At 64.3% G+C, this 12,089-nt stretch carries 9 protein-coding genes and 1 pseudogene; 2 read left to right on the top strand and 8 right to left on the bottom strand.

Annotation, left to right across the window (positions count from 1 at the left end):
- Positions 1-121: 121 nt before the first annotated feature.
- The 5 genes from Q0H50_RS05470 to trxA form a co-directional block, all read right to left on the bottom strand.
- The gene (locus Q0H50_RS05470; RefSeq protein WP_294420269.1) at positions 122-1,213 is read right to left on the bottom strand and encodes a HemK/PrmC family methyltransferase; all 1,092 of its coding nucleotides are present in this window, start codon (positions 1,211-1,213) and stop codon (positions 122-124) included.
- Positions 1,214-1,443: 230 nt separating this feature from the next.
- Positions 1,444-2,502 carry a peptide chain release factor 1 gene (gene prfA / locus Q0H50_RS05475; protein ID WP_294420288.1) on the bottom strand — a complete coding sequence of 353 codons (1,059 nt, stop codon included), beginning with the start codon at positions 2,500-2,502 and terminating at the stop codon, positions 1,444-1,446.
- A gap of 126 nt (positions 2,503-2,628) precedes the next feature.
- The gene (trxB, locus tag Q0H50_RS05480) at positions 2,629-3,630 is read right to left on the bottom strand and encodes a thioredoxin-disulfide reductase (protein WP_294420272.1); all 1,002 of its coding nucleotides are present in this window, start codon (positions 3,628-3,630) and stop codon (positions 2,629-2,631) included.
- A 453-nt stretch (positions 3,631-4,083) separates the two neighbouring features.
- Positions 4,084-5,391 carry an MATE family efflux transporter gene (locus Q0H50_RS05485; RefSeq protein WP_294420274.1) on the bottom strand — a complete coding sequence of 436 codons (1,308 nt, stop codon included), beginning with the start codon at positions 5,389-5,391 and terminating at the stop codon, positions 4,084-4,086.
- A gap of 358 nt (positions 5,392-5,749) precedes the next feature.
- On the bottom strand, positions 5,750-6,061 hold the full coding sequence (trxA, locus tag Q0H50_RS05490; RefSeq protein WP_294420277.1) for a thioredoxin: 312 nt from the start codon (positions 6,059-6,061) through the stop codon (positions 5,750-5,752).
- 242 nt (positions 6,062-6,303) lie between these two features.
- Between trxA and Q0H50_RS05495 the strand changes: the two genes are divergently transcribed.
- Both Q0H50_RS05495 and Q0H50_RS05500 read left to right on the top strand, forming a co-directional pair.
- Complete coding sequence (locus tag Q0H50_RS05495) at positions 6,304-7,392, top strand: patatin family protein (RefSeq protein ID WP_294420279.1); 1,089 nt, start codon at positions 6,304-6,306, stop codon at positions 7,390-7,392.
- Positions 7,393-7,428: 36 nt separating this feature from the next.
- Entirely contained in the window at positions 7,429-9,075 is a 1,647-nt protein-coding gene (locus tag Q0H50_RS05500) for a cation:proton antiporter (RefSeq protein WP_294420280.1), read from the top strand.
- A gap of 257 nt (positions 9,076-9,332) precedes the next feature.
- Here Q0H50_RS05500 and panF read toward each other — a convergent pair whose 3' ends face one another.
- The 3 genes and pseudogenes from panF to Q0H50_RS05515 all read right to left on the bottom strand — a co-directional run.
- The gene (panF, locus tag Q0H50_RS05505; RefSeq protein ID WP_294420282.1) at positions 9,333-10,820 is read right to left on the bottom strand and encodes a sodium/pantothenate symporter; all 1,488 of its coding nucleotides are present in this window, start codon (positions 10,818-10,820) and stop codon (positions 9,333-9,335) included.
- 3 nt (positions 10,821-10,823) lie between these two features.
- Positions 10,824-11,246, bottom strand: a complete 423-nt coding sequence (locus Q0H50_RS05510; protein ID WP_294420285.1) for a YhdT family protein — start codon at positions 11,244-11,246, stop codon at positions 10,824-10,826.
- 192 nt (positions 11,247-11,438) lie between these two features.
- Positions 11,439-12,089, bottom strand: a pseudogene (locus tag Q0H50_RS05515) (hypothetical protein); the annotation flags it as partial.

Below are 12,089 nucleotides of genomic sequence, written 5' to 3' on the forward strand. Positions count from 1 at the left end.
GTACGTGGAGATCGGCAAGCAGATGGAGCGCGACGGCATCGTGGTCGCCGGAGCGAACATGCCGCGCAACATCCCCGCCATCGGGATCGAATAAGACGAGTCGCTGGCTACGGTTACCGTTTTACACCGGCTTGACGCCGGTGATCACGCGGGGTCTGCCGGCCAGGTCGTCGATGATGCGAACCCGATCGAAACCCGCCTGGCGCGCCAACTCCGCCGCAGCCTCGAGGCAGGTCTCGTGCAGCTCGAAGGCGAAGCCGCCGCCAGGGCGTAGCGCCGCCGCCGTCCAAGGCAGCAGACGGCGAAGGATGTCGTTGCCGTCGGCGCCGCCGTCCAAGGCGAGCGCGGGCTCGAAATCGGCCACTTCCCGGGGAATCTCGGCAAGAACCGCCGTGGGAACGTAGGGCGGATTGGATACCACCAGGTCCAGCCTGCCCATTGCGGCGGCGGGAACCGGGGACCCTAGATCGCCCTGCTCGATGCGCACGCGATCGGAAAGACCCAGCTCAGCGGCGTTCTCCTTGGCAAGAGCCACCGCCTCGGGCGCGATATCGGTGGCGATGACGCGTGCATCGGGGCGCTCGTAGGCGATGGAGCACGCGATGCATCCGCTTCCCGTGCAGATATCTGCCACCAGCAGGGGGCGGGGCTTTGCGGGTGCGGAACCGTCGGGTCGATCGCCGCTTTCGCTGGGAGCCTTATCGTGCTGCGCGCCCAGATACGTGCTGATGGCCTGCTGGGAGCGCTTCAACACCTCCGAGCCGTCATCCGAGCCGTCCTGCGCCGCCTCGGCGGCCGCGGCCTCGACCGCGATGAGCGCGTCCCCTTCCCAAGCATCGATGGTGCTGTCGAGCGCGACGCGCTTGTGCGCCGCGGGCAGCAGCGAAAGCGCCTCGCTGACAAGCACCTCGGTCTCGGGGCGCGGGATGAGCACGCCCGGGCGCACCTTCACCTGGATGTGCCGAAAGGCCGCATACCCGGTGATGTACTGCAGCGGCTCGCCCTTGCCGCGGCGCGTGACGTAGCCGCGCAGGATATCGCGCTCCTCAAGCGACAAGGGGCGATCGAAGCTGACGTAGAGCTGGATGCGCGACATATCGCACGCCTCCGACAGCAGCCACTCGGCCGAAAGGCGCGGATTCTCGTCGCCCTTGCGCTCAAGGTAGCCCACCGTCCAGTCAAGCGCGGCCTTGATCGTCCACATATCGCCCATGTTCCGTATCCTTCGCCTTCCGTTAAGCCTATGCCCTTCGAGCCGCCTTCCGCATGCAACGCGCAAACCCGCGGCGCAGGGCGATATCCGCGAGGCCGGCAATTCAGCCGACCAGCGCAAAAACAACGCCGAAGGCGCGGCACCGTTGCTGCGGTGGCGCGCCTTCGGCGATAGACGCGCAAGGCGCGGTTGCCCACGCCTTGCGCGATTCCCCCAATGGGATTTCCGGCCTACACTGCCTCTTCGAGCTTCTGGGCGCGGTCGGCCGCCTGAAGCGCAGCGATGACGTCGTCAAGGCCGTCGCCCTGCAGCACGCTGGTGTAGGTGGAGTTGAAGCCGATGCGATGATCGGTCACGCGGTCCTGCGGGCCATTGTAGGTGCGGATCTTCTCCGAACGGTCGCCCGAGCCGATCTGGGCCAAGCGCTTGGCGCCTTCGGCGGCCTGCTGCTCGGCGAGCATCTTCTCGTACAAGCGGGCACGCAGAACGGCCATTGCGGCGATCTTGTTCTGCAGCTGGGACTTCTGGTCCTGGGACTGCACGACCAAGCCCGACGGCAGGTGCGTGATGCGCACGGCCGAGTCGGTGGTGTTGACGCACTGGCCGCCCGGGCCGCCGGCGCGGTACACGTCGATGCGCAGATCGTTCTCGTTGATGTCGACCTCGACCTCGTCGGCCTCGGGCAGCACGGCCACCGTTGCCGTGGAGGTGTGGATGCGGCCCTGGGACTCGGTCTTGGGAACGCGCTGCACGCGGTGCACGCCGGACTCGAACTTCATGACCGAGTACACCTTATCGCCCTTGACCTTGAACTGGACCTCCTTGTAACCACCCGCATCGGAGGGGCTGACGTCCATGAGCTCGATCTTCCACTTGCGCGAGGAGCAGAAACGCTCGTACATCTTGAACAGGTCGCCCGCGAAGATGGCAGCCTCGTCGCCGCCGGCTGCGGCGCGGATCTCCACGATGATGTCCTTCTCGTCTGCCGGGTCGGAAGGGATGAGCAGGAACTTGATGTCCTCTTCCAGGCTGGGAAGCTGCGCCTCGGCGGTCGAGATGGTTTCCTGGGCGAACTCCTTCATGTCGGGGTCGCCGAGCATCTCCTTGGCCTCGTCGATATCGGCGCAGGCCTGCAGGTACTCGCGGGACTTCTCCACCAGCTCGCCCTGGTCGGAATATTCCTTGGCCAGCTTGTTGTATTCCTTCTGGTCGGCAAGCACGGCGGGGTCGCTCATCTTGGCCTGCAGCTCCTCGTAGGCCTTGATGATCTTCTCCAGCTTGTCGCGCATTTCGCTATCTTGCATGGTCGGTGCATCCTTCGTCATATGTTGCCGGTGGCCGCAGGCGCGCCCGCGGCATGAGCCCCGCATGCGCCTTAGCGCGATGCGGGGCCATTGTCGAACCGTAAAATCTTATCAGATTGCAACGTAGTTTGCAGCCTGCTCCGCACAGACTGCACCATCGGACACCGCCGTGACCACCTGTCGAAGCGCTTTCGCGCGCACGTCGCCCGCCGCGAACACGCCTGAGATGGAGGTTTCGCCGGTCTCGGAAGCCGCGATGTAGCCGCCTGCGTCAAGGGGCAGGACGCCTGCGAGGAACTCGGTGTTGGGCTGCGTGCCCACCGCCACGAAGATGCCGTCAACGGGCACGGTTTCCAAGGCGCCGTCGCCGAGGTGCTCCACCTGGGCCGAAACCAGCTTGCCGTCTTCGCCATGCAGGGCGCGCACCTCGGTGCTCCACATGAACGAGACGTTTTCCAGCTGCGCCAGCTGCTCGTGGTAGATTGGCGTTGCGCGCAGCTTGTCGCGGCGATGCACGAGGATGACGCGCTCGGCCAGACGCGAAAGGTAGATGGCGTCGGCTGCGGCGGTGTTGCCGCCACCTACCACCATGACGATTTTCCCGCGGAAGAAGTTGCCATCGCAGGTGGCGCAATACGACACGCCCCTGCCCGTGAGCTCCGCCTCGCCGGGAACGCCGAGCTTGCGCGGGCGAGCGCCCGTGGCCACGATGACGCTTCTCGCACCGTAAGAGCCGTACGGCGTGTCCAACCGCTTCACCGGCGATACCAAGTCAAGCGACGAGACTTCCTCGTTGATGATCCGCACGCCGAATCGCTCGGCCTGCTCCTTCATGGACCACGCCAGCTCGAAGCCGCCGGTGCCGTCGGCGAACCCCGGGTAGTTCTCGATGCGCTCGGTTTGCGCCAGTTGCCCGCCGGGCGAGAGGCGCTCGAACACCGCGACCCGCAAGCCCGCGCGCGCAGCGTACAAGCCTGCGGTCAAACCCGCCGGACCCGCGCCGATGACGGCGACGTCGAAGGTTTCGCCGCCGTTTGGCTCGGGCGCGGCAGATAAGCTAGACGTGACCGGCACACCGGCTGCGCTCTGCATGTTGTTCGATAGGCTGTTCATAGGTATCCCCCATATCCGCGGCCCAAAACCGCGTTTCGTTATGTCTTACGTTCAGTATAGGGGTCTCGGACGCCTTTCCGAAATATTGTTACTCTGTTGGTACCATTTATACAAAACTAAAACGATGCAATGCGTTGCCGGCATCACGCTATGGCGGTCGCGGCGTGCAAAACGCATCTTCTGGACGGTTTTGCAGAAATTCGAGCCCGATTTTGACGCCTGTCCGGGCATCTGGGTGGTTTGTCGGGCGTTTTTCAGCATCCGACCGCCAAAAGCCCAGGTGACGTTTTGCCGAAGAAGCGCTTCCCCCTGCAAAACCGCCCAGAAGATGGCGCTGCCCCGTTCTCGTTAGCCATAGGGCGCGTTCCCGTCCATAAACAGGAACCACGGACTCGGCGCATAAAGGCCCGCCGCCCGCCGCGGGTCGCGCCATGCGCCGGGACCTTCCCTTCCCTACTCCTTATGGGCCTTATGGCGGCGATACAGCAGGGTGCCGGCGATGATGCACAGCAGCATCTGCAGCACCGTGGGCGAGAACCAGATGCCGTCCACCTGGAACAGCAGACCCATGATGAACACCACGACGCACACGATGATCGCCTCGGCGACGACGAGCATGTTCGACGAGCGCGAATCGTCGACCGCGTAGAAATACGAGGTGGTGGTATGCGTGAAACCGTAGAAGATGTAGCAGATGGAGAACACCGGCAGCGCGTACGCGATGACCGGCTTCACGATATCCGAGGCGCCGAACAGCAGCGGGATGGCGTTACGCACCGCGAACATGATCCCAAGGCCCACGAAACCGAACGTGATAGCTACCAAGTAGTTGGTGTTGCGCAGCCTTCGCACCGCGTCGGCGTCGCCGGCGCCGCGGTAAACGCTGATGAGCGGCTGGCTGCCGTCGCCGACGCTTTGGATCATGATCTGCACGAAGAAGGCCACGTAGGCGATGACGGCGTATGCGGCCAGCGCCGTCTCGCCGCCGTAATAGGACAGCGAGATGTTGTTGACGACCGTGGACACCTCGGGCAGCAGCGTCAGGCCGAACGGGGCCGCGCCGAGCTTGAGGATGTGCGCGCAAATGGAGCTATCGGGGACAAGGTCGCGCAGCGGCACGCGATTATCGCGGTGCAGGAAGAAGCCGAGCACGAACAGGAAGGCAACCGCCTGGGAGACCACCGTGGCCTCGGCGGCGCCGGCCGTGCCGCGGCCCCAGAGCATGACGAACAGGTAATCGAGCACCACGTTCACCAAACCCGCGAACACCTGCACGCACATGGCGAAGGCGACCATGCCCTTGTTGCGGATCAGCGGCGTGCAGCCCGTGACCAGCACCTGGAACGGCGCGCCGATGGCGATGACCTTCAAATAGCAGACCGCCTGCGAAAGCGTTTCGCCCTGGCCTCCCAGCACCCGGCACAGCTGCTCGGCGAACAGGGAATACAGCACCAGGATGGGAATCGAGGCCACCACGAGCATGAACAAGGTGACGCCGACGACGCGCTGTGAGCGCTCCGCATCGCCCCTGCCGCGGGCGATGGAGCTGATCACGCCGCCGCCCATGCCAAGGCCCGTTCCCGCCGCAAGGATAAGGCACACGAGCGGGTAGGCCACGTTGACGCCTGCAAGCCCGGCATCGCCGACGGCATGGCCGACGAAGACGCCGTCGATGACGCCGTAGATGCCCGCCATCGTGAACGTGAGCATGGTGGGCAGGATGTACTTCAGGTACTCGGGGACCATCGAGCGCGTGATCACGCGTTTCCTCCTATCATGGGGCACCCGAGCCGGCAAGCTCGGGAAAAGCCGGGGCATCCAGCGTCGAAGACGAGCGGCGGCTGCCCTCCCCCATGCCGAGGGCGAGAGCGGCCGCTTCTTGCTGCTATCGCAAACGAAGGCGCCGTCCCATCCGGGGCGGCGCCTTTCGCCTTATTGCACGCGGAGATGCTATCACACGTTTATGTAGACCGTTTGGTGCGGAGCTTGTTAGCCGAGACTTGCGGTTTCACCGGCATGGGCAGGAGGGGCTGTGCTGGCTGCGATGCGTCGAAGCATGGCGACTGCGAGCCCGCTTTGCCGTGTAACGCCTGCAAACGACACGGCCCGGGAAGAGACCTTACATGCCGAGCAGGCCCATGATGGCCGGCTTGGGCTGCACGCCCACGGCCTGGTTCACCAGCTTGCCGCCCTTGAACACCGCCAGCGTGGGCACGCTCATCACGCCGAAGCGCTGCGCCAGGTCGGGGCTGGCGTCGATGTCGACCTTGACAACCTTTGCGCGACCGGCGACCTCGGCGGCCACCTGGTCGAGCGTGGGGGCGAGCATCTTGCACGGCCCGCACCACGTTGCGAAGAAATCGACGAGCACGGGAACGTCGGCGCCCTCCACTTCAGAGGCGAACTGGGAAGAAGAGATGATCTGGGACATGGTGACCTCCTTGGTCGCTTTAGGCGGGGCGGATTTCGGCCGACCGCCCTATCTGTTTCATGCCCCCATTGTAGCCATCGAAGCCTTCGGCGAAAGGCCTTCGACAGCTTCGTCACATATTTGTTACTATTTTAGTACCATTGCGAAACAAGGTGTTACGAAACGGTGACGCTGTGGAAGTATGCGGAGGCGCACGGGCGTTCGGGCTATACTGGGAGCAGAACACGAGAAAGGCCCCGTCCATGAACGAAACCACCCTCCCCGAACAACAGAACGCCCCCGAAAGCGACGGTTCGGCGCAATCCGATCTCGCAACCGGAAGCGCACAGCAGGCGAACCCGTCCCCTTCCGAAGAACACCACGCACCCGCATGCGCCGGCTCCACACAGCCAGGGAACGCGTCCGACACCGAAAGCGCGCGTCAAGCGGACCCGAGCCCTTCCCTTGTCGCCGAGCCCGCATGGAAGGGCAAGGAAACCACGCCCGTCAACCTGGTGCTCGAGGGCGGAGCCATGCGCGGGCAGTTCACTGCCGGCGTGCTCGACTACTTTTTAGAGCACGGCCTGTTCTGCGACCAGGTGATCGGCGTGTCGGCCGGCGCCCTGAACGGCTATTGCTACGTATCGGGCGAAATCGGGCGCACGTGCTTCCTGAACATGAAGTACTGCAACGATCCGCGCTACCTTTCCATGAAAAGCTTCGTCCATACCGGCAACGCCTGCGGCAGGGAGTTCACCTTCCACGAGGTGCCGGAAACGCTCGAGCCCTTCGACTTCGATGCGTTCACGGAAAGCCCCATCACGCTGACCGCCGTTTCGAGCGACCTTGAGCTCGGCGAGGCCGACTACCACGCCGTGCGCGACTTAGGACGCAACGCCGACCTTCCCTACCTGATCGCGTCATCGTCGATGCCCCTGGTCAGCCAGATCGTCGAGGTGGACGGCAAGAAGCTGCTCGACGGCGGCACCTGCGACAGCATCCCGATCATGCACAGCCTGCTTACCGGCCGCAAAAAGCATATCGTGGTGCTCACGCAGGACGCAACCTACGAGAAGGGCCCCAACAAGCTGATGCCCGTGCTCTCGCAGATGTATGCCGATTTCCCGTACTACATCGAGCGCCTGCGCTACCGTCACATCGAGTACAACCGCACCTACCGCCAGGTGGCGCGCATGCACGAGGCGGGCGAGCTGTTCGCCATACAGCCCCAGCGCCCCGTGGAGGTGCGCAGCATGGAGCACGACCAGGACAAGCTGCTCGACCTGTACGCGCAAGGGTACGCCGAGGCCGCTCGCACCTGGAACGACCTGCAGGAATACCTGGCGAAATAGCCGTGCGGCGCTTCGCGCCCCTCAGAAGGAAGCAACATGCCAACCGATTTCATATCGCTTTTCACCGCGTGCCTGATCGCCGCATGCGCGCCCATCATCGCGCGCATCATCCCGCGCGGCCTTGTCCCGGAAACCGTCATCTTGCTGTTGGCGGGCGCTCTGCTCGGCCCGAACATGGCTGGCCTGATCGAACTGACCGACTCCATGAACATGATCTCGGAGTTGGGCCTGGCGTTTTTGTTCCTGCTGGCGGGCTATGAGATCGACCCGAAAAGCCTATCGGGCTCGCAGGGGAAGAAAGGCCTTGCCACCTGGGCCGTTTCCATGGTGCTCGCATGCACGGCAGTGTACTTCTCCCCCAACTTCTCCTTGAGCCACATCGATGGGCTTTCCGTTGCCATTGCGCTGACCACCACAGCACTCGGCACGCTCATGCCCATCTTGAAGGAACGAAAGCTTGAGGGAACGCAAGTCGGCAACAGCATCCTGACGTTCGGCACCTGGGGCGAGCTGTGCCCGGTGCTTGCCATGGCGCTGCTGCTCTCCGCGCGCAAAACCTGGCAGACCCTGTTGATCTTGGCGCTGTTCGGCGTGCTATGCGTGGTGATGGCCGTGGTACCGTCGAAGGCGCGCAAAGCAGGCCATGGCGTGTACGGTTTTTTGCATCGTAGGCGCAATTCGACGTCGCAGACGTTCGTCCGCGTAACGGTGGTGCTGCTCATCGGCCTGGTCACCGTTTCGGCGGTGTTCGACCTGGATATCGTGCTCGGCGCGTTCGCCGCCGGCTTCGTGCTGCGCTACATCATCCCCGAAGGCGATCACGAACTGGAATCGAAGCTCGACGCCATCGGATACGGGTTCCTCACGCCCGTGTTCTTCGTGGTGTCCGGCGCGAAGATCGACCTGGCGGGCGTGGGCGCGCAACCGGGGCTTTTGATCACGTTCATCTGCGCGCTGCTGCTCATCCGCGCCGTGCCCATCGTGGTTGCGCTGTCCATTGGCGGCGACGGCAAGGCCCTGTCCATGCACAACCGCATTACCGTGGCGCTGTACTGCACCACGGCCCTGCCCATCATCGTCGCCGTGACCAGCCTTGCCGTGAAATCCGGCGCTATGGCCCAGGATACCGCCGGCGTGCTGGTGGCTGCCGGCGCCATCACCGTGTTCCTCATGCCGCTTCTGGCGTCGCTGACCTACCGCGTGGTGGATGCGAAGCCCATCGAGGCCGTGCACGAGATCGTGGAGAACCCCCAGGATATCCGCTCCATTCTGCATGAGCACTTGGAACTGGAGCGTATGATGGCGCGCCAGGAGATCGCCGCGCGCATGGCCGCAAAGGCACGCCGCGACGCAGGCGAAGAAGCCGACTGGGAGGATGTGGCCTTCGCGCTGCAGCGCCAAAGCCAACGCAAGCGCGCCATGGACGAGATGCTCGACTTCGCCCGACGCGAGTACGCCGCGCACGAGGACGAGCTGCATGAATTGGGAGAGAAGGCGGGCATAACGCGCGAAGCCGCCGCCGAACGCACCGCAAAAGCCGCGAAGGCGTTCGCGCAGCACCTCAAAGACGGCGACTGGGAAGAAGAACGCCGCATCGCCGAACGCGCCGTGCGCGAATACCGTCGCCACATGCATGAGCTGGGCAAGCACCTCGACGAGCACCACCAAGACGACGGAAGGTAGGCCGGCAGGCGTCGCGGCCCGCCGCTGCAGGCGCAAGCTGGGACGCCGCAACAGCGAGAACAAGCGCTCACGCTGAAGCGGAGGACAAGCAGCCCGTCGACGCAGCACAGCCGGCAGAAAACGCTTTGGCCGCAAGCCGATCCGCCGGCCTGACCCATCTAGCAAAACGCCTCCCGCTTCCCTGGCGATCGCGATGCCGGGAAACGGGAGGGGTTCGTAGTTCGGGCGCTTTATGCGCCGTTATGCGCATCGCCGAGCTATTCCGGGAAAAACACCTGGTCGATACGCTGCCGTTCGGCTTGCGGGCGCTTCTCAATGAGGCTGCCCACCACCATGAGCACGCCCGCCACGGTGATGCCGATGACGATCTGATGCAGGCCCATCACCTTGAACCCGAGCGCCATGCAGGCGCAATACGACGCGGTTCCGCCGACCATGGACAGCAAGGCGCCCAACTTGCCGGCGCGCTTCCAGAACAGGCCGCACACCATCACCCAGAAAAACGCCGTCTCCAGGCCGCCGAAGGCGAACATGTTGATCTTCCAGATGACATCAGGCGGAACCACGGCCAAGGCGAACACGATGGCGCCGACGCACAGCGTGACCGCCTGCGAGCCGCGGGAGATGCCGCGTTCGGAAGGCTGCGTGCCGCGGGCCTCGCAGCTGTGCAGGTACATGTCCTTGATGATGGCCGAGGAGGACGCGATCAACAGCGACGACACCGTGGAGATGGACGCCGCGATAGGGCCGATGATGGCCACGCCAGCCGCCCAAGACGGCAGCGTCTGCGCGATGGCGCGCGGGATGACGTTATCCACACTTGAGCCGTAATCGGCAAGGCTGCCCGTCAGCACTCCGGCCGACAGCACGCCGAGCGCCGTAACGCCGATCATCATGAGGCCGATGATCACGGTGCCGGTGATCATGGCACCATGCAGGGCCTTCGTGTCCTTGAAACCCATGCAGCGCACCATGGATTGCGGCAGCACGAAGGTGAACACGCCCACAAGCAGCCACTGCGTGAAGTACAGCGTTGCCGGCATAGCACCGCCGCTGAAGGGCTCGAGCATGGCGGGATGGTTCGCCTTGATGGTATCCATGATGTTCTCGTACCCGCCGCCCGCGGTCAGGATGCCGGCAGCAAGCACGGCGATGCCCACGAGCATGATGATGCCGCACAGCGCATCGGTGAACGCCACGCCGCGGAAGCCGCCGATGGTGGTGAACAGGATGACCGCCGCGCCGAACAGCACCAAACCGACCATATACGAATAGCCGGTGACCGCCTCGAAGATCTTCGCGCCGCCCACGAACTGGGCGACCATGGTGGCGGCAAAGAACAGCACCACGATGACGGCGCTGATGTTGGCAAGGGCGTTGGAGTTGTAGCGGGCGCGCACGACGTCGATGACGGTGACCGCGTCCAGCTTGCGCGCCACAAGCGCCAGCTTCTTGCCCATGATGCCATAGAGCAGCACAAGCGCCGTGACCTGCACGACCGCCATGTACACCCAGCCCCAGCCGACAAGCCATGCCTGACCAGGACCGCCCACGAAGCTGCTAACCGAGCCGTAGGTGGCGATGGTGGTCATGGCTAGCACGAAACCGCCGAGCGTGCGATTGCCGATGAAGTATTCCTTGACGAAGCCGCCTTCGCCTGCGCTGCGGCGCCGAGCGACGAAGCTGATGCCGAGCGCCACGGCCAAGAACAGGACGAGCGGGATGAGCGCCACTAAGTTACCCATACGCTACTCACCGCCCTTGCCCGCATCGCCGGCGGTGCGGGCGATCGCGCCTTGCTCGGGTGCGAGCCCATTGCAAGCAACGGCATCGGCATCACGATCCCCATGGGGTGTATCGGCGCCACGGACCCCATCGGATGCATCGGCGTTGCCGGCAGGGCGGCCGCCCGCCACCTCATCGAGATCGAAGTCGGCGAACACGCGGCGGCTGAGCACCACCGCGGCGACAACGGCCGCAACCCACGGCGCCACGCAACCGCCGATAACCCACAATGGCGTATGGAACACCCAGATATCGGTGCCGGCCAAGCCGAAACCTCCCACAAGCCACACGACGATGATGCACGCAAGCGCCGCCACCGTAGCGCGCGCCTCCTTATTCGCCTGCCGCATAGCTTGGGCATACGTGCGAATATCGCTTTGGGACACTGCCCTTCCCCTTCCCGCGAAGTTACTTTGCGCGAAAATCCTACCACTCGTGAGGGGATGCATCGTGTCGGAATCCGATCCCGGCCCGCGAATGCGCAAACCTGAAAGACGGCGGGCCAAGCGACAGCCAGAGGCGGACGGTTTGGGGACGATGGCAGCCCAAGCGCTGCGATCGCCGACGATGACCGCCCGCTAGATAACCGGCGGGCGGAACTCCTGCTTGCCGCGGGCGCGTTCGCGGGCGTTGCGGTTGCGCAGGTTTTCCACGCATCCCTGCATGCCGTGCGGAACGTAATCAAGCTGATCAAGGTTATCGGGCAGATAGCTGACCAACGACAGCGGCGCCGTCTGCTCCACGTGCTCGGGCACAGGCCCGGGACACGCTGCGATGCCGAACGCGCAGGCGCCCTGCTCGGTGAGCTTGCGCTCGTAGGCACTCCAAGGCTCGTCGGGGAACTCGGAGCGAACATCGTCGCTTCGCCATGTGACCCGATACCCGGCCAGCTCAAGCTGCGTGAGGGTGAAGTCACGCAGCGGCTGGCTGTCGGTGCGCAAGCGGATGCCCGCGCCCTGCCCAAGCAGCGGGCGATACCCCATCAGGCGATCGAGGTACGTCAGACGCAGATGCGCCTTCTTCTTTTTCGGGAACGGCGTGGGGAAGTTCATGAGCAGCGCCGAAAGTTCGCCGACGGCGAATACGGTCGACAGGTCGATCTCGGCGGGCGCACCCGAACGGGCGCGCCCGCCCGCAGATGCACGGGAGGCATGCGCTTGCTCGACGTGCTTGGCAGAAGTCTCCGCTTCCCCGTCATCGAAAGAGGGCACGCCATCCATCAGGAACAC

This window comes from uncultured Senegalimassilia sp., assembly GCF_934632265.1.
In the GTDB taxonomy this organism is placed as follows: Bacteria; Actinomycetota; Coriobacteriia; order Coriobacteriales; family Eggerthellaceae; genus Senegalimassilia.

Bases quoted from the DNA above. Each gene is read 5' to 3' on its own strand.
- Q0H50_RS05470 (WP_294420269.1), bottom strand. From the start codon at position 1,213: ATGGGCGATATGTGGACGATCAAGGCCGCGCTTGACTGGACGGTGGGC.
- prfA (WP_294420288.1), bottom strand. From the start codon at position 2,502: ATGCGCGACAAGCTGGAGAAGATCATCAAGGCCTACGAGGAGCTGCAG.
- trxB (WP_294420272.1), bottom strand. From the start codon at position 3,630: ATGAACAGCCTATCGAACAACATGCAGAGCGCAGCCGGTGTGCCGGTC.
- trxA (WP_294420277.1), bottom strand. From the start codon at position 6,061: ATGTCCCAGATCATCTCTTCTTCCCAGTTCGCCTCTGAAGTGGAGGGC.
- Q0H50_RS05495 (WP_294420279.1), top strand. From the start codon at position 6,304: ATGAACGAAACCACCCTCCCCGAACAACAGAACGCCCCCGAAAGCGAC.
- Q0H50_RS05500 (WP_294420280.1), top strand. From the start codon at position 7,429: ATGCCAACCGATTTCATATCGCTTTTCACCGCGTGCCTGATCGCCGCA.
- panF (WP_294420282.1), bottom strand. From the start codon at position 10,820: ATGGGTAACTTAGTGGCGCTCATCCCGCTCGTCCTGTTCTTGGCCGTG.